The organism is Halorientalis brevis (genome assembly GCF_023077655.1).
In genome coordinates, this window is record NZ_JALLGV010000005.1 from 621,995 (window position 1) to 640,888 (window position 18,894).

At 65.1% G+C, this 18,894-nt stretch carries 24 protein-coding genes; 16 read left to right on the forward strand and 8 right to left on the reverse strand.

The window, feature by feature from the left end; translation table 11 throughout:
* Positions 1 to 15: 15 nt before the first annotated feature.
* Complete coding sequence (locus MU553_RS15190; RefSeq protein ID WP_247378883.1) at positions 16 to 942, reverse strand: NAD-dependent epimerase/dehydratase family protein; 927 nt, start codon at positions 940 to 942, stop codon at positions 16 to 18.
* A gap of 268 nt (positions 943 to 1,210) precedes the next feature.
* Between MU553_RS15190 and MU553_RS15195 the strand changes: the two genes are divergently transcribed.
* Entirely contained in the window at positions 1,211 to 1,786 is a 576-nt protein-coding gene (locus MU553_RS15195; RefSeq protein ID WP_247378886.1) for a hypothetical protein, read from the forward strand.
* Between the two features lie 47 nt (positions 1,787 to 1,833).
* Positions 1,834 to 2,382: a tRNA (cytidine(56)-2'-O)-methyltransferase gene (locus tag MU553_RS15200; RefSeq protein WP_247378888.1), complete on the forward strand. Its 549-nt coding sequence runs from the start codon at positions 1,834 to 1,836 to the stop codon at positions 2,380 to 2,382.
* Here MU553_RS15200 and MU553_RS15205 read toward each other — a convergent pair whose 3' ends face one another.
* A complete protein-coding gene (locus MU553_RS15205) occupies positions 2,383 to 3,033 on the reverse strand; it encodes a hypothetical protein (protein WP_247378891.1) in 651 nt (216 codons plus the stop codon).
* 101 nt (positions 3,034 to 3,134) lie between these two features.
* Between MU553_RS15205 and tfe the strand changes: the two genes are divergently transcribed.
* From tfe to MU553_RS15230, 5 genes are all read left to right on the forward strand, one after another.
* Positions 3,135 to 3,665 (forward strand): transcription factor E, encoded by a 531-nt coding sequence (gene tfe, locus MU553_RS15210; RefSeq protein WP_247378893.1) that lies wholly within the window; start codon positions 3,135 to 3,137, stop codon positions 3,663 to 3,665.
* Positions 3,665 to 4,330: a DUF2110 family protein gene (locus MU553_RS15215; RefSeq protein ID WP_247378895.1), complete on the forward strand. Its 666-nt coding sequence runs from the start codon at positions 3,665 to 3,667 to the stop codon at positions 4,328 to 4,330. Before tfe ends, MU553_RS15215 begins: the two co-directional genes overlap by 1 nt.
* The gene (locus MU553_RS15220; protein ID WP_247378897.1) at positions 4,327 to 5,094 is read left to right on the forward strand and encodes a DUF5803 family protein; all 768 of its coding nucleotides are present in this window, start codon (positions 4,327 to 4,329) and stop codon (positions 5,092 to 5,094) included. Before MU553_RS15215 ends, MU553_RS15220 begins: the two co-directional genes overlap by 4 nt.
* Before the next feature lie 74 nt (positions 5,095 to 5,168).
* The gene (locus MU553_RS15225) at positions 5,169 to 5,882 is read left to right on the forward strand and encodes a chemotaxis protein CheC (protein ID WP_247378899.1); all 714 of its coding nucleotides are present in this window, start codon (positions 5,169 to 5,171) and stop codon (positions 5,880 to 5,882) included.
* Positions 5,883 to 5,954: 72 nt separating this feature from the next.
* The gene (locus MU553_RS15230) at positions 5,955 to 6,653 is read left to right on the forward strand and encodes a competence/damage-inducible protein A (RefSeq protein WP_247378901.1); all 699 of its coding nucleotides are present in this window, start codon (positions 5,955 to 5,957) and stop codon (positions 6,651 to 6,653) included.
* A 3-nt stretch (positions 6,654 to 6,656) separates the two neighbouring features.
* Here the strand turns inward: MU553_RS15230 and MU553_RS15235 are convergent, their stop codons facing one another.
* Positions 6,657 to 6,797, reverse strand: coding sequence for a hypothetical protein (locus MU553_RS15235; RefSeq protein WP_247378903.1), 141 nt, complete (start codon positions 6,795 to 6,797; stop codon positions 6,657 to 6,659).
* 99 nt (positions 6,798 to 6,896) lie between these two features.
* Between MU553_RS15235 and MU553_RS15240 the strand changes: the two genes are divergently transcribed.
* The 3 genes from MU553_RS15240 (at position 6,897) to MU553_RS15250 (ending at position 9,855) form a co-directional block, all read left to right on the forward strand.
* Positions 6,897 to 7,601: a hypothetical protein gene (locus MU553_RS15240; RefSeq protein WP_247378905.1), complete on the forward strand. Its 705-nt coding sequence runs from the start codon at positions 6,897 to 6,899 to the stop codon at positions 7,599 to 7,601.
* 47 nt (positions 7,602 to 7,648) lie between these two features.
* On the forward strand, positions 7,649 to 8,716 hold the full coding sequence (locus tag MU553_RS15245; protein WP_247378907.1) for an ATP-NAD kinase family protein: 1,068 nt from the start codon (positions 7,649 to 7,651) through the stop codon (positions 8,714 to 8,716).
* A 104-nt stretch (positions 8,717 to 8,820) separates the two neighbouring features.
* Positions 8,821 to 9,855 carry a phosphate uptake regulator PhoU gene (locus tag MU553_RS15250; protein WP_247378909.1) on the forward strand — a complete coding sequence of 345 codons (1,035 nt, stop codon included), beginning with the start codon at positions 8,821 to 8,823 and terminating at the stop codon, positions 9,853 to 9,855.
* A 52-nt stretch (positions 9,856 to 9,907) separates the two neighbouring features.
* On the opposite strand, the gene MU553_RS15255 is transcribed toward MU553_RS15250, so the two are convergent.
* Both MU553_RS15255 and MU553_RS15260 read right to left on the reverse strand, forming a co-directional pair.
* A complete protein-coding gene (locus tag MU553_RS15255; protein ID WP_345893384.1) occupies positions 9,908 to 10,300 on the reverse strand; it encodes a DUF7528 family protein in 393 nt (130 codons plus the stop codon).
* Between the two features lie 211 nt (positions 10,301 to 10,511).
* Positions 10,512 to 11,750 carry an LEA/WHy family protein gene (locus MU553_RS15260; protein WP_247378914.1) on the reverse strand — a complete coding sequence of 413 codons (1,239 nt, stop codon included), beginning with the start codon at positions 11,748 to 11,750 and terminating at the stop codon, positions 10,512 to 10,514.
* A 144-nt stretch (positions 11,751 to 11,894) separates the two neighbouring features.
* On the opposite strand from MU553_RS15260, the gene MU553_RS15265 reads away from it, so the two are divergent.
* The 4 genes from MU553_RS15265 to MU553_RS15280 all read left to right on the forward strand — a co-directional run bounded on the left by MU553_RS15265 (position 11,895) and on the right by MU553_RS15280 (position 13,683).
* Positions 11,895 to 12,080 carry a DUF7525 family protein gene (locus MU553_RS15265; RefSeq protein WP_247378916.1) on the forward strand — a complete coding sequence of 62 codons (186 nt, stop codon included), beginning with the start codon at positions 11,895 to 11,897 and terminating at the stop codon, positions 12,078 to 12,080.
* A gap of 79 nt (positions 12,081 to 12,159) precedes the next feature.
* Positions 12,160 to 12,384, forward strand: coding sequence for a DUF7123 family protein (locus MU553_RS15270; RefSeq protein ID WP_247378918.1), 225 nt, complete (start codon positions 12,160 to 12,162; stop codon positions 12,382 to 12,384).
* Between the two features lie 56 nt (positions 12,385 to 12,440).
* Positions 12,441 to 12,869, forward strand: coding sequence for an SRPBCC family protein (locus tag MU553_RS15275; protein WP_247378920.1), 429 nt, complete (start codon positions 12,441 to 12,443; stop codon positions 12,867 to 12,869).
* A gap of 1 nt (position 12,870) precedes the next feature.
* A complete protein-coding gene (locus tag MU553_RS15280; RefSeq protein ID WP_247378922.1) occupies positions 12,871 to 13,683 on the forward strand; it encodes a carbon-nitrogen family hydrolase in 813 nt (270 codons plus the stop codon).
* A 229-nt stretch (positions 13,684 to 13,912) separates the two neighbouring features.
* Here the strand turns inward: MU553_RS15280 and MU553_RS15285 are convergent, their stop codons facing one another.
* Complete coding sequence (locus tag MU553_RS15285; RefSeq protein WP_247378924.1) at positions 13,913 to 15,451, reverse strand: aldehyde dehydrogenase family protein; 1,539 nt, start codon at positions 15,449 to 15,451, stop codon at positions 13,913 to 13,915.
* Between the two features lie 132 nt (positions 15,452 to 15,583).
* Between MU553_RS15285 and MU553_RS15290 the strand changes: the two genes are divergently transcribed.
* A complete protein-coding gene (locus MU553_RS15290) occupies positions 15,584 to 16,186 on the forward strand; it encodes a cupredoxin domain-containing protein (protein ID WP_247378926.1) in 603 nt (200 codons plus the stop codon).
* Between the two features lie 17 nt (positions 16,187 to 16,203).
* Here MU553_RS15290 and MU553_RS15295 read toward each other — a convergent pair whose 3' ends face one another.
* A complete protein-coding gene (locus tag MU553_RS15295) occupies positions 16,204 to 17,067 on the reverse strand; it encodes an RIO1 family regulatory kinase/ATPase domain-containing protein (RefSeq protein ID WP_247378928.1) in 864 nt (287 codons plus the stop codon).
* A 97-nt stretch (positions 17,068 to 17,164) separates the two neighbouring features.
* Here MU553_RS15295 and nth point away from each other — a divergent pair, with 97 nt between their 5' ends.
* A complete protein-coding gene (gene nth / locus MU553_RS15300; protein ID WP_247378930.1) occupies positions 17,165 to 17,848 on the forward strand; it encodes an endonuclease III in 684 nt (227 codons plus the stop codon).
* Between the two features lie 531 nt (positions 17,849 to 18,379).
* Here the strand turns inward: nth and MU553_RS15305 are convergent.
* Positions 18,380 to 18,871, reverse strand: coding sequence for a DUF7321 family protein (locus tag MU553_RS15305; RefSeq protein ID WP_247378932.1), 492 nt, complete (start codon positions 18,869 to 18,871; stop codon positions 18,380 to 18,382).
* Between the last annotated feature and the right edge of the window lie 23 nt (positions 18,872 to 18,894).

Sequence of the window (18,894 nt, forward strand, 5' to 3'; positions counted from 1 at the left end):
CAGCGACGGCTGCTCTCAGTGTTCGTCCAGCAGTTCGCGGACGGCCTGGCGCACCGCGTCGTCGCTGGACTGGGCGGGTTCCCAGCCGAGCGCGGCCAACTTCTCGATCGAGAGGCGCATCCGGGGCACGTCGCCCACCCACCCGCGGTCGCCGCCGGTGAACTCGTACGCCGGATCGAGGCCCATCTCGTCGGCGACGATGTCGGCGATGGTGGTGACCGACGTGGTCGTCCGCGTTCCGAGGTTGTACACGTTGAAGTCCTTCTCGGCGTGTTCCACGACGTGACACATCGCGTCGATGCACTCGTCGATGTGGAGGTAGGACTTTTCCTGGCGGCCGTCGCCGAGGATTTCCAGGCTCTCGGGATCGTCCCGGAGCTTGTGGATGAAGTCCGGGATGACCGCGCCCTTCTGGAGGCGGGGGCCGACGATGTTGGCGAAGCGGTACACCCACGCGGTCATGTCGTGGCTCTTCGCGTAGACGGAGATGAGGCTCTCTTCGCCGAGTTTGCTCGCGCCGTAGATACTGATCGGCTCGAGCGGCGCGAAGTCCTCAGGCGTCGGGCGCGGCGCTTCCCCGTAGACAGTCGACGAGGAAGTGAAGGCGATGTTGTCGACGCCGACCTCGTCCATCCGTTCGAGGACGTTCTCGGTCAGGCGGTTGTTGAGCCGGTACTGCGCGACGTCGTCGCGGGCGGCGTTCTTGTCGGCGGCGAAGTGAAACACCATGTCGAGATCCGCGGTGATGGCTTCGGCGGCGACGGACTCGTCGGTGAGATCGCCCTCGACGAGTTCGACGTCGTCCGGCAACCACGCCGGATCACCGTTCGACAGGTCGTCGACCACACGCACCTCGTTGTCCGCGACGAGTCGGTCACAGAGGTGCGACCCCACGAACCCTGCGCCCCCCGTCACCAGCAGCCGCTTTCCAGAGAGATCCATGCCTGTGCTCGGACGGCACTTGCCAAGTGCTTTTGGAAGTCGGCCGACATCACCGACCGATCCCTGACTGACGATCCGTCTGCGCTCGAACGGAAGTCGCGTGCGCATCGAAGCCGCAAGTAAACGGTGATGAACAGTAGACCAGCGGGAAAGTAGTGTTTTCTTACCGCCACGAGCACGGCCGGTAACTACCACAGCGGCGATGAGCGGGAGGGTCGCGGTAAGTGGCCCTTACCGGCCGACGCTGTGGGGACGACGACGCTAAGCGATGAATCCGTTGACCTGGCTGACAGACTGGTTCGAACGCCGATACACGAAGCAGGCACTCGCGAGACTGTCGGCCGTCCTCGTGGTCGCGTTGCTCACGACGCAGCTGCTGTTCGTCTGGTATTTCGGCTCGGTAGGATTGTCGATGGGGAAGACGGCGTACAGCAACGACGACCGGACTGTCGTCGTCGACGCGTCCGAACTGCGCGAGATCGAACGTGAGTACAACACGACCCACGAGGAGGGCTGGTGTCTCTACGGGTCGAAAAACCGGACGCACATCCGCGTGACGGAGGTGGTCAGGGCACAGACGATATTCCAGCGCGAGGACCGGATCGCGTTCACCTGTATCCCCGAGACAGCGTCCCAGGTGGCTGCCGGGCAGAACCCCCGACTGATCGGGAACGTTCACAGCCACGTCGGGTACAACGAGAGTCACCTGAGCCGCCTCGACGTGATGCTGCTGGGCCGGGTCAGTCCCGTCGTCACGGTGATGGGCGTCTACACCGAACGGGACGGCGTGGAGTTTTTCACGACCGAGAGTCTGAACGAGCCCCTGGACAAAGAGACAGTCTGACTCGCCGTATCGAAACCCCCTAACCACAGACGACCGTTCGGGCGGGTATGCAGACCGAACCCGAAGTCGCGGTGCTCCGACTCGGCCACCGCCCGGGCCGCGACGAGCGCATCACCACGCACGTCGGCTTGACCGCGCGGGCGCTGGGGGCCGACCGCGTGATTCTGGCCGGCCAGGCCAGCAGTCGCGCGGACACCGTACTCGACATCACCGACCGCTTCGGCGGCCCCTTCGAGACCGAGACCGTCGAGTCCTGGCGACCGATCGTCCGCGACTGGGACGGCCGCGTCGTTCACCTCACGATGTACGGGCTCGAAGTCCAGGAGGTCGAAGCCGAGATCCGCGACGCGCATCAGGCCGACCGGCAGCCCCTCCTGGTGGTCGTCGGCGCCGAAAAGGTTCCCTTCGAGGTGTACGAGTGGGCCGACTGGAACGTCGCCGTCACCAACCAGCCCCACTCGGAGATCGCCTCGCTGGCCGTCTTTCTCGACAGGCTGTTCGAGGGGCGCGAACTCGACCGCGAGTGGGAGGACGCCGAAAAGGTCGTGATCCCGCAGGAAGTCGGCAAGCGCGTCGAAGCGCCGGCAGACGAGTAATCACGACGGGACGAACAGCCGGAAGGGACGGACGAGACGGCCCCCGATTCGAATGGCGTTATCCCGAACGAACGCCCAGGGACCGATCTTCGAGTCGTCGAGGTGCCACTCGCCATCGTCCTCGTAGGCGGTGCCCGCCCGCTCGTGGAACGCCAGCGCGTCGCGAACCCGGGATTCCGTCATGTCGCAGGCCGCGGCGAGTTCCGGCACCGTCTTCGGTCCGTCCTGCAGTTCGTCTGCGACGAGGTTCCCGACCTGCATCAGGAGCATCGCGTCAGTCGCTTTGATGTCCTCGTCGGAACTGCCGGGATGGTGCCCGGTGCGGAGGTTGTACACGGTGTCGAGCAGGAGCCAACCGCCGGTCGCGACGGCGGCGCCACCGAGAACGGGATCGTCGCCGGTCCGGAGCAGCACCGCGCCGATGCCGATGGGGAACAGACTGAAGACGAACAGCAGGTACCGTTCGTCGAGATCGGGAACGGCGCTAGCGACATCGAACGATTCCGTGAAGAGGGCGATCGCCGCCAGGACGCCGACGGTCTCCCAGGCCATCTCGAAGACGACCCGAAAGAGAACGAGGAGTCCGACGGCGTACAGGCCGCTGCGCAACGAGAGGCGGTCACGGACGGCAATCCGGAGGGGTCGAGTCATGGTTCGACTGTCGGGTAGAGGGTACCTGCGTGTTGCTGAGGGATTCCAGAGTGGAAAACACTCCGGTGCCTTTAAACGATTCACGCTCGGATAAACAGCCAATGGCTTTTGAGGAACTCCTGGAGGACCCGGTTATACAGAAGTACCTCCACGAACTGGTGGGACCGAAGGGGATGCCGGTCGCTGCGGCACCGCCGGACGGCGAGGTAACGGACGAGGAGCTCGCGGAGGAACTCGGCCTCGAACTCAACGACGTTCGCCGGGCGCTGTTCATTCTCTACGAGAACGACCTGGCGACTTACCGTCGTCTCCGCGACGAGGACTCCGGGTGGCTCACCTACCTCTGGACGTTCGAGTACGACAAGATCCCGGAGAAACTCGAAGAGGAGATGTACCGCCTCCTGGACGCGCTGGAACAGCGCCGCGAGTACGAGCGCGACAACGAGTTCTACCTCTGTGAGGTCTGTGGCATCCGCTTCGAGTTCGGCGAGGCGATGGACTTCGGGTTCGAGTGTCCCGAATGTGGCTCGCCCGTCGACGCGATGGAAAACACGCGGCTCGTCGACGCGATGGAGGAACGCGTCGCGGCACTCCGTGACGAGCTAAACGTCGAAACAGAGACTGAAGCCTGATGGTCGTCCTCGCAACGAAGCTGTACGTCGGTGGCGACGCCCGCGACCGGGCGCTCGATAGCCTGCGGTCGATGATCGACAACGAGGTCGGCGATCTGGACGTGACGGTCGACGTCGGAATCCGCGACGACGACTTCCCGTCGGTGACCGTCGACGGCGACGACGCGGTCGTCGCCCGGAACCTGCTCCGCGAGGAGTGGGGCGAGATCACCGCCCACTTCGAGTCCGGCGAAACCTACGTCGGCACGCTCGAAGGCTGGGACGAGGACGGATTCGTTCTCGACGCCGGCCAGGAAGTGCGGATTCCGGCCAGCGAACTCGGTCTCGGACAGGGAACGCCCGAGCAGATTCGCAAGCGCTACGGGCTGGTCCAGCACATGCCGCTCCGCTTCGTCTGGGACGAGCCGCCGCGTCTGGCCGACGAAGAACGTGATCGCCTGTACGACTGGACGCGTGGCGCTGGTCGGGTCAACGTCAACAGCGCGACGCGCTCGGAGATCCGCGCGACGGTCAACCGTGCGGGCCACGCCCAGGACATCGTGACCGTCGAGCGACTCGGACTGCTGGAGGGGAGCATCGTCTGTCGCGAGGAGACCGATCCGCCGGGGCTGCTGGCCAGCATCGGCGGGTACCTGCCGGCGGAGCTGCTCGCCGTGGTACCGTGACGCGACGGCGACTCCTCGTCGGCGTCGGCCTGCTCGCGGTCGTCGCGGCCCTCGCCGGGTGTTCGACGATTCTCGGCCCGGGCGAGCCCGATCCGGCGAAGATCGAGCAGAACGTCAGTTACGACTGGAACACGACCGCCAACGCGACGTTCAACGTCACGCGCAACGAGTACACCGCCGTGTACGCGATCGAGAACCGCTCGGAGATCGACCTCTACCAGCGTGACGCGCTGGGGACGAGACACCCCCTCGACGTCGAGGGCGTGAAGTTCCGGTATCCGAACGGCACGGTGACGAACGTCTCGGCCGAGAACGTCGAGTTGCAGCGAAAGAAAGCGATCGTCTCGCTGCCGGCCGACGACGGGAAACTCGCCTTCCGATCGCCGCGGTCGGGCAAACAGTTCGGCCTGCCGACCTTCGTCAGTGGCACCTACGAGGTGACGCTCCCGCCGGGCGCACGGGTCGGGGTCCCGATTCTCGCCCAGGTCAGTCCACGGGACTACGAGACGACGCTCGAAAACGACCGCGTGACGGTCGCGTGGAACGACGTTCAGTCCAGGTCGATTTCGGTCAGATGGTACCTCGCGCGGGACCTGCTGCTGTTCGGTGCCCTGTTCGCCCTCATGCTGGTGCTGGGCGCTATCGGCGTCCTCTATTACCTCCGGCAGATTCGCGAACTCGAACAACGACGTGAAGAAGTCGGGCTGGACGTCGACACCGGCGACGACTCCAACGACGGTGGACCGCCGCCCGGAATGGGGTGAACGCAGTCGGCGCGAATTCACGCAGGTGAATCGTCCGAAACCACTAATTGCTCCCATTCGTTGTCGGACACCGAATGCCCCTGCTTATCGACGTCCGGAAGCTCCGTATCATCAACGTGTTGATGGAAAGCGGGGCAGGCAACGTCGCGAACTCGCTCGAAACGCTCGCTGGACTCAACGCCGAGGTCGCCGTCAAGAGCCTCTCGCTGGTCACGCCCGGTGACATCCCCGAGGACATCGGCGACGAGTCGGTGTTCTCGGCGACGATCAACCTCACCGAGCCACCCTACGGCGACTTCATCATGACGTTCAACGAGGGCACCGCCGAGAGCATCGCCGAAGAGATGACCGGGACCCAAGTTGACGGCGAATTGACACAGCTGCAGGAGAGCGCGCTCCAGGAGATGTGCAACATCTTCACGTCGGGGTTCATCGACGGGATGGCGAACACGCTGGGGTCGTCGATCGAGATGGGGACGCCACAGCTCGAACACGGGACTGGGCGGAAGTTGATGGCGGACAACCTCTCGCACGTCAGAAATGACTCGCTGGCGGTCGTGCTGGACTCCCACGTCAACGTCACTGACCCGGGCACCGAGTTCCAGATCCGGATCTTCCTGATTCCCGACCCCGGCTCGTTCGTCAATCTGATCGACCACATGGACATGGACGACATCAGGACCGAAGAACTCGAGATCGAGGACGTCCTGGCCGACGTCGACGACTCGGACGACGACGCGGAGCCGGAGGACCTCGACACCGGACACACGGCGTTCGAAGATCTCTGAATCCGACCGGGGACGCCGCCGCGTCGACGGGCACCTGATGGACTTTTACCTGCGGCTCGCCAACCGGGAGACATGCGTGTCGCGCTGGTCACTGTGGGAGACGAGTTGCTCGCGGGGGACACGGTCAACACGAACGCCGCCTGGTTGGGGAGCCGCCTCGCCGAGCGCGGGGCGACCGTCGAACGGGTGACGGTCATTCCCGACCGGCTCGCCGAGATCGCCCGCGTGGTCAACGAGTACCGCGCGGAGTACGACGCCGTCGTCGTCACGGGCGGGCTGGGACCGACCCACGACGACGTGACGATGGACGGCGTCGCCGCTGCGTTCGGTCGCGACGTGGTCAAAAGCGAGGACGTCCTGGACTGGCTCGAAGAACACGGCGGGTACGCTCGCGAGGACCTGACCGAGGGAACCGCCGAGATTCCCGCGGGAGCCCGAATGCTCCCCAACCGGGCGGGCGTCGCCCCCGGCTGCGTCATCGATAGCGTGTACGTCCTGCCGGGCGTGCCCGACGAGATGAAAACGATGTTCGAAGACGTCGCCGACGAGTTCGAGGGAGCGCGTCGGTACACGGCGACGGTCGAGGCCGACGAGCCCGAGAGCGCGATGCTCGACCGCATCCGCGACGTCCGCGAGCGCTTCGACGTGAAGGTCGGGAGCTATCCCGGCGATCCCGTTCGCATCAAGTTCGAGAGCACGGACGAAGCCGCGGTCGATGCGGCGGCCGCCTGGCTCAGTGAGCGCGTCGATCCGCCGGAACCCGACGGGTGAGCGTCAGCGGTAGAAGTACGCCCACCAGGCGGCCACCAGAACGAGGCCCACGAGGCCGACCGCGGCTCCGGCACTGTTGATGATTCCCTCTTGCACACCGGCTCCGGTCGCGTTTGCGGCTTGTTCTGCGAGTACGACGTTCATAAGCGGCCGTTCCAACCCCTCCATCTTAACAATCCCGGACTCCGCCCGCCCAGTCCCACTGACAGTGGATTGATGCCAGCGGGGCGACACCGCTCGCGTATGCCCGCCTACGAACGGTCCCCTGCCAGTTCGTCTCGCGCGATCGACCGCTGGGACAGCGGCGTCGGCTGGCTCGCGCACCCGGACGAGGACGGCCGACGGGCGAGCCACGCCGTCGAGGCCGACGACGGCGTCTGGCTGCTCGATCCGCTGGACGTGCCCCGCCTCGACGACCTGCTCGCCGAGTTCGGAGACGTCGCCGGCGTGGCCGTCCTCTCGAGCTATCACGCCAGGGACGCCGGTGCCATCGCGAGGCGACACGACGTCGCCGTCCACGTCCCCCACTGGCTCGGCCGAGTCCCAGAGCGCGTCGACGCGCCCGTCGAGCGGTTCAACACCGAGCCCGGCGACTCCGGGTTCTCGGTTCGGCGCTGTGAACCGATTCCGGGCTGGGAGGAAGCGATCGCCTACCGCGAACGCGACGGGACGCTGTACGTCCCCGACCTCCTCGGCACGGCGCCCGGATACGCTGTCGGCGACGAGCGACTCGGCGTGTTTCTCACGCACCGCCTGTTCCCGCCACGGGAGGCACTCGGCGATCTGAGCCCTGAGCGCATCCTGTTCGGCCACGGCGAGGGAATACTCGACGAAGCCGCCGCCGCTCTCGACGACGCGCTGGCAGGCGCACGGCGTCGGTTCCCCCGTGCGCTCGTCACGACGTTGGGGACGAACGTCCGCTTGCTCCTCGGCGCGATGGGCGAGTGAGTCGCGGCCCGGACGCCTTTTGAGGGCGGCACGAGTATCGACTGGTAATGCGTCGTATCGGCGTCGTCGTCAATCCGATCGCGGGGATGGGTGGTCGCGTGGGGCTCAAGGGAACCGACGGGAAAGTCGACGAGGCCCGAGCGCGGGGCGCGGAACCGCGGGCGCCCGACCGCGCTCACGAAGCGCTCGAACGGCTCCAGGAACTGGCACCCGACACCGAGGTCCTGACCTACGGCGGGGCGATGGGGGCCGACGCCGTCCGCGCAGCGGGCTTCGAACCCGTCGTCGTCGGCGAACCGGCCGGCGAGGAGACGACGGCCGACGACACGCGACGGGCGGTCCGCGATCTGGTCGCCAACGACGTGCACCTCGTCCTGTTCGTCGGAGGCGACGGCACGGCCGTCGACGTGGCCGAAACCCTGGACGAACTCGGCGACGACACGCCCGTGCTCGGGGTGCCGGCTGGCGTGAAAGTCTATTCCGAGGTGTTCGGCGTCACGCCGCGCGCCGCGGGCCAGGTCGCGGCGTCCTACACCGACACCGAGACGGCCGAAGTCAACGACATCGACGAGGACGAGTACCGCGAGGGTGAGGTCCACACCGAACTGCGCGGCGTCGTCAGGGTGCCGGCGGCAGACCAGCGCCAGGCCAGCAAGCAACTCGGCGGCGGGACCGTCGAGAGTCTCGCCGAAGGCGTCGCCCGAGAAGCGCAGGCGGGCGTCACCTACGTTCTCGGTCCCGGCAGTACGGTCGGCGCGGTCAAGGACGCACTCGGATTCGAGGGCACCGCGCTCGGCGTCGACGTCTGGCGTGACGACGCCGTGCTCGTGGAGGACGGGAGCGAACGCGAGATTCTGGACGCGCTGGGCGACGAGAACGTCATCGTGGTCTCACCCATCGGCGGGCAGGGATTCGTCTTCGGCCGCGGCAATCAGCAACTCTCTCCCGACGTGATTCGCCGGTGCGACCTCGAAGTGGTCGCCTCGAAGCGGAAACTGGACGACATCGGCGTGTTGCGCGTCGACACAGGTGACCCCGAGTTAGACGACGAACTCCGCGGGTGGCTCCAGGTGCGCGTCGGTCGCTTCGAGCGCCGGCTGATGAAAGTGGTTTAGGAACACACCAGATCGCGGAACCATCACGAAGAGATATTATATTCCTCGGCGTCATAAGTGGTGTATAGACAAGATTAAGGGTGGCGACGACTGACAAAGGGCATATGGAAACCCGTAAGGTGCAACGACTCGGTCCGTCGACCCTCGCGATGACGCTCCCGGCCGAATGGGCCCAGGAGCACCACGTCGAGAAGGGCGACGAGGTCTCCCTCCGAATCGGCGGCAAAGGCACGCTGACGGTGATGCCAGAGTCAGTCCAGAGCGAAGAGTCGGAAGCCATCATCTACGCCGAGGATCTCGATGCGGACGCGGTCGAACGCGCGATCGTCGCCCAGTACGTGCTCGGGCGGCGCATCATCCACGTCGAAGCCGGCGAGGACGGCACGCTCAAGAGCGAACACATCAACGCCGTCTACAACGCCGAGACCCAGCTCATGGGCCTGGGCGTCATCGAAGAGACGCCCGAGCGGATCGCGATCCGCTGTTCGGTCGACCCCGAGGACTTCACGCTCGACAACCTCCTGGAACGGCTCGAGTCCACCGGCTCGACGATGCGCAACGAGGCAGTCAAGGCGCTCGCCCACGGCAATCCCGACCTCGCACAGCGCGCGCTCAACCGGGAGCGACAGGCCAACAAGATCTTCGTGCTCCTCCTGCGCCTGATCTTCACCGCCTACCAGAACCCGAACCTCGCCCGGGCGGTCGGGCTGGACAACGGCTTCCCGCTGATCGGCTACCGCTCGATCGCGAAGAACCTCGAACTCACCGCGGACAACGCCGAGGACATCGCCGAGATCGTCCTCGAGACCGACGGCCACACCCTGAACGTCGAGTCCTCGACGATGCGGCGCATCCGCGAGTTCACCGACCAGGTCAACGACATCACCGAGAAAGGTGTCGCGGCTGCCGTCAACCGCGACTACGACACCGCGATCGAGGTACGCGAACTGTACGCCGACATCGGCAACCGCGAGCAGGAAATCCTCTCGGACCTCCCGGAGATGGACAACCAGGACCTGCTCCGCGTCCGTGAGGTACTGGTCAGTCTTCAGCAGACCGCTCAGTACGCCGTGCGGAACGCCGAGATCGCGACGAACCTGGCGCTCAACGAAGAGTCGGTTCACACCACCATCAGGTGACGGCGCTCCCGGGCAGGCGCAACAGTGAGACTGCGCGGACCGAGCGGAACGCTCAGTCGGCAGTGGCCGAGTCGGATTCCCCCTCGGAACCCCTGTCGGCGCTCGTCGCTGTTTTCCGAACTGTCAGCGGGTTGCGCGTCGTGATCGAGCAGTCGAACGCGGGATGTTCCGCGAAGTGACGCACCAGCATGTGCCGGCGCGACCCCGTGATCCCCGTCCGACTGACGTCCTCGGCGGTGAACTCCGCCGGTAACCGCTCGAACAGTCGCCGCAGGTTCGCGAAGTCCTCGAACACCTTCGTGTTGCCCGCCGAATCGGCACTCCGACGGGAGACGACGTATTTGCCGTCTTCGCGGTGTTCGCCTGCGGTGTGCAGGAACTCGCGTTTCCGAGTCATCGCGTCCCCAATCGCGGCCTGGAGCTCGCGAGCCTGTTCGCGCGACAGTTCGTGCGTCTGGTCGCCGATAGTCACGAGGATCGATTCTCCCTGTGTCGTTACCCCTACCCCCCCATCGGGCTCTTCATCACCGTCGAAGAACTCGATCAGGAGCGGTAACACTCCGTGTCATGCGATACCACGTTTTCGCGGCAACGGATAAAACCCTACTGTGGGCGTGAACGGGGTCTTTAAAACCTAGCAACTAACAGATAGATATTCACGAGCCGAGCAGTCCGCCGTCGTCAGTCGCCGTCTCGGGCGTCGAACCGGTGTCGTCCCCGAACAGGCCACCGTCGTCGCCCGACGTGGTCGACCGGTCAGCCGTCGTGGTGCCGTCATCGGCAGCCGCCGTGTCCCGGGCAGTCGTCGTGTCGGCAGCCGAGGTCGAGGTCGATTGGTCGGTCTCGTCTTCTCGGCCGGGAGTCGGGGTCCGGTCAGCGCTGTCGTCGCTCGTGCTGGTATTGGCGGTCGTTTCGTTCTTGGTGCCGAAGATGTCCGTCTCGATGGTCCGCTCGTAATCGATCGGGTCCAGTGGAATCCGGAACGCCCCGACGCTCCCCAGCCCGGCGTTCGTTTCGGGATCGACGACGAGGTAGAAGTCGATCCGCAGGTCCGTGACCTGGTCGCGCTGCAGGTGGCTCACCCACCACTCGTCCAGCCGCTGGTTTCGCATCGCGGTCTCGGTCCGGAGCCGCTCGGTCGTACCGGGCATGACGGTCGCGACCTCCTCAGTGCTCCCTTCACCGACCGTCACGTTGTTCATCGTGATCGTGTAGCCGATCTCCGTGACCGCGTAGGGCCACGGTTTGGGGTTGTACACGTCGAAGCTCATGTTGATCGGCGTACGCTCGCGGGAGAGGCCCGCCTGATCCCACTGGGCGTTCGTCTCGTTGACGTACAGCACCGGGTCGGAGACGAACGCGCGGTTCGCGTTGATCGGGCGGGTTTCGGTCGAGTTGAACTGCCCGATGACGTCCGTCTCGACCTGCTTTTTCTGTGGGAGCGACACGGTTCTGCCTCCCAACGTCGATGAACGCACCGAGGCGTCGATCAGCACCTGGGTCTGCTCGCCGTTCGCGACGTGGGAGCGCCACCAGGCCGGGATGCGCTCGTTTCGCATGTACGTCGTAAAAGAGAGCGTCGAGTTCCCTCTGCCGACCTCGATGCCCTCTTTCTGTCCACTGGCCATCCGAACGTCGTTCATCGACACGGTGTAGTTGACGGTCGACCCGCCGAGCGAGACGCCGACCGGGTTCGGGTTCGAGACGACGAGGTCGGTGTGGATCGTCGTCGTCGAGTCGTTGACCGGGCCGAAACTGTTCTGGACGGCTGCGACCCCAGGGACGCCGAACAGGCCGAACAGAACGCCGAGTGCGACCACGACGGCGATCGAGAGCACGGCCGTCGCAGCGATCCGCGCAGTACTGCCGAGAAATTGGTCCTTGAGCCGAGACATACGCTTCGATACATCGGAGTAGAAGCGGTAGGATATGTCTTCTGGCCTGGAGTGTGCGGCCAGTCGGTAGTTCGATCGCAGGAATACGGAGGTGACAGGCAGTATCCGTATGAACTAAGTACGCGCTGGCGGAATCCAGCCCTAATGGCAGAAACCGGACTGCAGTCGGACAAATCGCTGGGACTCGGCCTCGTCTTCGGAGTCGTCGCCATCATCGGAGCGCTCGTGATGTTCATCGCCTCGGCGGACCAACTCACCACCGGCTGGGGGTTCGCACTCGCGATGATCGCGGGGTCGATCGCCGTCGCAGTGATCCACATTTTCTCGTGAACACGCTTCGTTTGTATCGGTAGGCACGCGACATTTACCGGAAACAAACCGTTAAAAGTCAGCACCGCCTAGTTCTGGTATGACCGATTACAGCGAGGAGGAACAACGCATTATAGAGCACCTCCGCGACCAGGTCGCTGGAGGTGAGTCGTACGTCCGCGCCAAAAACATCGCCGAGAGTATCGGCCTGTCCGCAAAGCAGGTCGGTGCTCGTCTGCCCCGGTTGGCAGAGAAATCCGACGAGGTCGAGATCGAAAAGTGGGGACGTGCGCGGTCGACCACCTGGCGAGTCACGCGCGCGTGATTACGCGCTGCGAGTCGAGTCGCACTCTTTTTTGACGCGGGACCCCAAGTGGGGGTATGACTGTCCGGGTCGAGCGAACGTTCGAGTTGCCGGCAGAGCCCGAGGAGGTATGGTCGTTCATCGCTGACCCGGAGAAGCGCGCCCGGCCGATCAGCGTCGTCACCGACTTCGAGCAGACCGGTGAGCACGCCGCGACCTGGTACCTCAAGCTCCCGATCCCCGTCGTCGACAGATCCATCGCCGTCGAGACGGAAGACACGCAGTTCGAACCGCCAACCGAGGTGGAGTTCGTCGGCCGCTCGAAGGTGATGCGCGTCGTCGGCGAACACGAACTGGAACCCATCGACGGCGGGACGCGCCTGATTACTCGTTTTACCGTCGACGGCAAACTCCCCGGCGTCGAGCGCTACTTCAAACGGAACATGGACCAGGAACTGCACAACATCGAACAGGCGCTGCTCGTGGATCTCGGAATCGAGGCCTAAGATGAAGCTCGCACTCGCACAACTGGCCATCGAGAGCGGCGACGTCTCCGAAAACGTCACGCGCGCACGAGACGCCATTGCCGACGCCGCTGCCGAAGGCGTCGACCTCGTTGCACTCCCCGAGGTCTTCAACGTCGGCTACTTCGCGTTCGACAGCTACAGCCGCCGCGCAGAGTCACTGGCCGGCCCGACGCTTGCGGAGATTTCTGCGACGGCCCGGGAACACGACGTGGCAGTGCTGGCCGGGAGCATCGTCGAGGACCTGGCTGCGACCGCCCGGGAGTCGGACGCCACAGTCCCGGCCACCGATGGGCTGGCCAACACCAGCGTCTTCTTCGACCGCGACGGAGAGCGGCAGGCGGTGTACCGGAAACGACACCTCTTCGGGTACGGGTCGGCCGAACAGGAGCTGCTCGTCCCCGGCGAGGCAGTCCCGACCGTCGAGTTCGAGGGGTTCACCGTCGGGATGACGACCTGTTACGACCTCCGGTTCCCGGAGCTGTATCGGCGACTGGTCGAAGCCGGCGCGACCCTGGTGCTCGTCCCGAGCGCGTGGCCCTATCCCCGCGTCGAGCACTGGCAGACGCTCCCCCGCACGCGGGCGATCGAGAACCAGTATTACGTGGCCACGATCAACGGGAGCGGAGCGTTCGACGACGCGACCCTGCTCGGTCGGTCGACAGTGTACGACCCGTGGGGGACTGTGCTCGCGAGCGCCGACGACGACCCGACGCTCGTGACCGCCACGATCGAACCGGACCGCGTCCAGGCGGTCCGCGACGAGTTCCCGGCGCTTCGGGACCGGCGAACCTAACCGAATATTTATTTTCTGGGGTGCCGTACCGATTGGTGCCGGTACGGCGCTTTTCACGTCACGACCGGCATCACAGGACGCACCCGCCTCGCTGCTCGGCCACCGTTGCGACGATGGCTGTCCGGACAGCCACCCAGTCGCAATCTGCCTCGTCCCGTCGGCGCGTCCCCGGCAGGGAGCGTCGGCCTGCCGGGACTTTCATCCTCACGGAATGACTTACTCGCGACGATCAGTCGCCGTCGTCGCTCGTCGTGATCTGGGCGGACAACCCCTGTGCCATCTCGATGTCCGTCGAGTTGTTCAGCGTCCACGCCGTTCGGTCGGTGACCGCCTCGATGACCTCCCGGGCAGAGGGCGACCCTTTCCCGGACTTCTTGACGCCGCCGAACGGGAGCTGGACCTCCGCGCCGATACACGGGAGGTTCGCGTACGCGAGGCCCACCTCGGCGTGGTCGCGGTAGTAGTTGAGCTGGCGGTAGTCCTCGCTGATGATCGCGCCCGCCAGTCCGTACGGGACGTCGTTGTGAATCTCGACGGCTCGCTCGACGTCCCCGCTGTAGGGAATCAACGCGACGTGGGGGCCGAACACCTCTTCTTTGAGACAGCGGAGTTCGGGATCGTACTCGGTCTCGTAGACGAACGGCCCGATCCAGTGGCCCTGTTCGTGTCCCTCGGGAATCTCGTCGTCGTCAAGGTCGGCGCGGTCCACGAGGACAGTCACGCCTTCCTCGCGCGCGAGGTCGTTGTACCGGTGGAACTTCTCGACCTGGCTCTCGTCGACGACCGGCCCCATGAACGTGTCCTCGTCGAGCGGGTCGCCGACGGCCACGTCCTCGGCGAGATCGACGAAGCGCGCTTTGAACTCGTCGTACACGTCCTCGTGGACGATCAGGCGCTCGCTGGAGACGCAGCGCTGGCCGGTGGTCTTGAACGAGGACATCACTGCCGAGTGGACCGCGACGTCCAGGTCCGCCTGTTCGGTGACGACGACGGCGTTCTTCCCGCCCATCTCGACGGACACCTCGCGACCGGGTTCGCCGCCGAGTTTCCCTGCGATCTTGTGCCCGACCTCTGCAGAACCCGTAAAGAGAACCGTCGGGACGCGCTCGTCCTCGACGATGGCGTTGCCGGCGTCGCCGAAGCCCTGGACCACGTTGAACACGCCGTCGGGAACCCCAGCGTCCGCGAACATTTCGGCGACGATCTGGCCACACCACGGGGTCTGCTCGGCGGGTTTCCAGACCACGGTGTTGCCTTCGACGAGCGCGACGGCCATGTGCCAGAACGGGATCGCGACCGGGAAGTTCCACGGCGTGATGCAGCCGACGACGCCCCGTGGTTTCCGCCGCATGTACGAGTCCTTGCTCGCGATCTCGGAGGGCACCACGTCGCCGTGAGGGTGGCGCGCGTTGCCGGCGGCCCACTCGACCATGTGGTACGCTTCGACGACGTCCGCGCGGCCCTCGCTGATCTCTTTGCCGCACTCTCTGGTGACGACTTCACCGAGTTCGTCCGTGCGCTCGCGCAGTTCGTGGTAGATGTCCCAGAGGTGTTCGGCCCGGTCGACGTACGACCGGTCGCGCCACGCCTCGAAGGCGTCGTCCGCCGCCGCGACTGCGCGCCGAACGTCTGCCTCTGTCGCACGGTGGAACTCGCCCAGCGACTCGCCGGTCGCGGGATCGGTGCTCTCGAACGTCTCGCTGCCGCTGCCCGCGACCCACTCGCCGTCGATGTACTGCTCGAACGGGGCCTGGCCTTCCTGACTCATAGAATCACCGGCAATGATTGCACACGCGAGGTGAAAAAGCCACTCCCGCGCGAACCTCACAGTTCGTCGTAAAATATTTGCCAACAGATTCCACCCTTGGTTTCAGGTACCTGGACGTTGAATCTCGGTTGCATGCGTCTCGATAGACGTGCCGTCCTCCGAATTGGTGGTGTATCACTGGCTGGACTCGTTGCCGGCTGTGCAGACCAGGGTGGGAACACGACCACGGAACCGAACGGCGCTTCAGCAGACACGACCGAACCGACGGGCGCAGGTGGAATGCAGACCGAGACGACGGAGACGACGGAGCCCACAGAATTGCCCACGGAAACCGACACGCAGACGACGCAGAACGCGACCGAGTCGCCCGCTGACACGACGACCGACACGAACGCCACGGAGACGACCCAGACGGCGACGCCGGAACCCGACGGACAGGTCGTCGACATCGACAACTTGGCGTTCGCGCCGATGGAGGTCTCAGTCGAACCAGGGACGGAAGTTCGCTGGGTCAACCGCGACGGGATTCCCCACGACGTCACGAGCGCCCAGTTCAACAGCGGTGCGACGCAGTGGGACTTCCAGGAAGAAGCCGAGGGTGGCGAAGAGATCAACTACACCTTCGACGATCCGGGGACCTACGAGTACTACTGCTCGATCCACGGCAAATCGACGATGTGCGGCGTGGTCCTCGTCGGCGACGCCAGCCGCGCCGGCTCGCTCCCGTGTGAATAAGTTCTGACCGACACCGCTCACGCCCCGTGCGGGCGTGTTGCAGCCTTTTCGATCTCGCCTTTGACCGCAGCGGCGTCGAAGCTGTGGTCCGGGCGGATGTTGACGAAATCCAGGAACTCGCGTGCCCCCAGGAGCTCCGCCGGCGAGTACGCGGACAGCGCCGCGTGAACCGTCTCTCGCGCGCCGATGTGGGGCGTCAGCGACCCGAGCGCACAGGCCACGTCGTAGGACCGGGCGTCGTCGATGCTCGCCTCGGAGACGCTCGTCGCGTCGATGAAGAACAGTTCACCGGCGGGCTGCCCGTCCGCCGAGGTCTCGCTCACGTCGCTCGCGGGACCGCCACCGGCGACGAGCACGTTCTCCTCGCGGAGGTCGCCGTGGGCGAGTCCGTTGTCGTGCATCGTCGCGAGGGCGTCGAACAGCGCCGGGGCGTACGCCGCCACTGTCGCCGAGTCGAGTTCGTCCAGCGTGCGGAACGCCGGCAGGTACTCCATGACGAGCACGCCGAGGCCGTCGACCTCGAACGCCTCCAGCGGCTCGGGGGCGTTGATCCCGAGTTCGCGCATCCGCTCGGTCGCGGCGAGTTCGTGTTCGGCCATCTCGACCGGCGCATCGAAGTGCTCGAAAAAGCCCTCGGTCCCGCTCGAAAAGGCGCCGAGGTTGCGTCCGGCCGTCAACAGCGCGTGGACGATGGAGTTCTGACCGGAGATGACCTTCACGAACACCTGTTCGTCGACCACCAGGGGCGTCGAGAGCCAGTTGTCGGCTTCGAGGAACTCGACGTCGCCCTCCGGGAGGTCGTACCGATCACACACCTCCTTCACGACGGGTTCGAGACGTGCCCACGAGAGCTGCCCGCGGAGCAGCCGACGAATAGCCATACACCCACTGGAACGACAGCCAGCGGTATATCCCTTCGGTCCAGCCGACCGCACAGAACTCGACAGCCACAAGTCATCACCGGCCGGCCCCTCTCGTATGGGAACGCCGCTCGACTCGCGCGCGGAGCAGGCACAGGAAGTCATCGACCGCCTCCACGAGGAGTATCCCGACTCGACGATCTCGCTGAACTTCTCCAATCGACTCGAACTGCTCGTCGCGGTCGTCCTCAGCGCCCAATGCACCGACGAACGCGTGAACAAAGTCACCGCCGACCTCTTCGAGAAGTACCAGTCCCCGGACGACTACGCCGAGGTCGACACGGACGAACTGGCCGAGGATCTCAACTCGGTGACCTACTACAACAACAAGGCGGGCTACATCACAGACGCCTGCCGGAAGATCAGAGACGAACACGACGGCGAGGTCCCGGACACGATGAGCGACCTCACCGACCTGCCGGGCGTCGGCCGGAAGACCGCGAACGTCGTCCTCCAGCACGGCCACGACGTCGTCGAGGGCATCGTCGTCGACACGCACGTCCAGCGGCTGACGCGTCGGCTCGGCATCACCGAGGAGGAGCGGCCGGAAGCCATCGAAACAGACCTGATGCCCCTCGTTCCCGACGACGAGTGGCAGGCCTTCACGCACCTGCTCATCAGTCACGGGCGCGCGACCTGTACGGCGCGCAATCCCGACTGTGGAGAGTGCGTCCTCGCGGACATCTGCCCGTCGGCCAAGGGAGACAGCGAGGTCGACCTCGCGAGCGGCGAGCCCTGGTGAGCCCGGTAAGGCCCCGCTACCAGACGGAACGAGCAGATTACCGCCCGCGATTCGATCGACGGAATCGGGACGGACGACTATCAGTGGAGGGACCAACTGGCCACTATCTTCTGAGTAACCCCCTGGAAGCCGAAAAAACAGTTAATGCAGTAGCAGGTCGCTACCTAATCGTAGGGTCGATAGGAAGACCTTACGAGACGAGGAACGGTCGACAGCACGGCATTCGGGACACCTCTCGGGCTGTTCCGACGTGGTATCACTTCACAGACGAGGTCGTGCATTGGAGGGCGGTATCGGACGCCATCGCGCTGTCTCGCTGTGCTGCCGGCCAGTCGTTCCACGCCGACCCAGTTGTTTCGGAGCGAACCACTAGGAGACGCAATCGGCACTCACGCCATCACCGCGATTCGACGCTGCCACACACAGTGTACCTCTCTCATCTCCCCTCGAATTCTCCGTTTCCCTCCCGCTGACGAGTCGGTCGGGCCCCCGACCGACGACCCCCAGGCCAGGACGCGTGGTCTCCTCCCGTCAACTGACGAGCCAGTATTTCATGAGGTATCGGGCAACCCCGACCAGATACGCGAGTATCCAGAAGAAGACGTAGCCGAACACGCCGATACGGATCCGTCGTCGGAAGAACTGCAGGCGGTCCGAACCGATCTCGTCCAACAGGACGTCTTCGTCGTAGTCGTGATAGAGGTCGTGTTCCCACTTCGCGCGGAACACGCGCACGATGCCCGTGAACCCGAACGCCAGCATGGCGTACGCCTGGAGACCGAGGAACGCGTGGATCGCCGCGAACCCGTTGAGTTGCTCGACGAGTCGCGGGAGCATCCACCCGAGCAGCGGGACGGTCGTGAGCGTGAGTCCAGTCGCGATGAACTTCAGATGGTGAGTGAGAACGCCCCAGGTGACCTCGTCGGCGTCGATCATGATCCAGGCGCCGTACAGAAAGCAGGGAAAACTGAGCGTCACCGAGACGAGAACGCCCGTCGCGATCGTCCCGTCCGACAGGGCCATGCCCGGCGGTACGGACGAAGTCC

Coding starts and splice junctions, on each gene's coding strand:
- MU553_RS15250 (WP_247378909.1), top strand. CDS start 8,821: ATGGAAACCCGTAAGGTGCAACGACTCGGTCCGTCGACCCTCGCGATG.
- MU553_RS15235 (WP_247378903.1), bottom strand. CDS start 6,797: ATGAACGTCGTACTCGCAGAACAAGCCGCAAACGCGACCGGAGCCGGT.
- MU553_RS15200 (WP_247378888.1), top strand. CDS start 1,834: ATGCAGACCGAACCCGAAGTCGCGGTGCTCCGACTCGGCCACCGCCCG.
- MU553_RS15305 (WP_247378932.1), bottom strand. CDS start 18,871: ATGGCCCTGTCGGACGGGACGATCGCGACGGGCGTTCTCGTCTCGGTG.
- MU553_RS15245 (WP_247378907.1), top strand. CDS start 7,649: ATGCGTCGTATCGGCGTCGTCGTCAATCCGATCGCGGGGATGGGTGGT.
- MU553_RS15230 (WP_247378901.1), top strand. CDS start 5,955: ATGCGTGTCGCGCTGGTCACTGTGGGAGACGAGTTGCTCGCGGGGGAC.
- MU553_RS15205 (WP_247378891.1), bottom strand. CDS start 3,033: ATGACTCGACCCCTCCGGATTGCCGTCCGTGACCGCCTCTCGTTGCGC.
- MU553_RS15260 (WP_247378914.1), bottom strand. CDS start 11,750: ATGTCTCGGCTCAAGGACCAATTTCTCGGCAGTACTGCGCGGATCGCT.
- MU553_RS15295 (WP_247378928.1), bottom strand. CDS start 17,067: ATGGCTATTCGTCGGCTGCTCCGCGGGCAGCTCTCGTGGGCACGTCTC.
- tfe (WP_247378893.1), top strand. CDS start 3,135: ATGGCTTTTGAGGAACTCCTGGAGGACCCGGTTATACAGAAGTACCTC.
- MU553_RS15190 (WP_247378883.1), bottom strand. CDS start 942: ATGGATCTCTCTGGAAAGCGGCTGCTGGTGACGGGGGGCGCAGGGTTC.
- MU553_RS15280 (WP_247378922.1), top strand. CDS start 12,871: ATGAAGCTCGCACTCGCACAACTGGCCATCGAGAGCGGCGACGTCTCC.
- MU553_RS15285 (WP_247378924.1), bottom strand. CDS start 15,451: ATGAGTCAGGAAGGCCAGGCCCCGTTCGAGCAGTACATCGACGGCGAG.
- MU553_RS15240 (WP_247378905.1), top strand. CDS start 6,897: ATGCCCGCCTACGAACGGTCCCCTGCCAGTTCGTCTCGCGCGATCGAC.
- MU553_RS15275 (WP_247378920.1), top strand. CDS start 12,441: ATGACTGTCCGGGTCGAGCGAACGTTCGAGTTGCCGGCAGAGCCCGAG.
- MU553_RS15215 (WP_247378895.1), top strand. CDS start 3,665: ATGGTCGTCCTCGCAACGAAGCTGTACGTCGGTGGCGACGCCCGCGAC.
- MU553_RS15195 (WP_247378886.1), top strand. CDS start 1,211: ATGAATCCGTTGACCTGGCTGACAGACTGGTTCGAACGCCGATACACG.
- MU553_RS15290 (WP_247378926.1), top strand. CDS start 15,584: ATGCGTCTCGATAGACGTGCCGTCCTCCGAATTGGTGGTGTATCACTG.
- MU553_RS15265 (WP_247378916.1), top strand. CDS start 11,895: ATGGCAGAAACCGGACTGCAGTCGGACAAATCGCTGGGACTCGGCCTC.
- nth (WP_247378930.1), top strand. CDS start 17,165: ATGGGAACGCCGCTCGACTCGCGCGCGGAGCAGGCACAGGAAGTCATC.
- MU553_RS15225 (WP_247378899.1), top strand. CDS start 5,169: ATGCCCCTGCTTATCGACGTCCGGAAGCTCCGTATCATCAACGTGTTG.
- MU553_RS15270 (WP_247378918.1), top strand. CDS start 12,160: ATGACCGATTACAGCGAGGAGGAACAACGCATTATAGAGCACCTCCGC.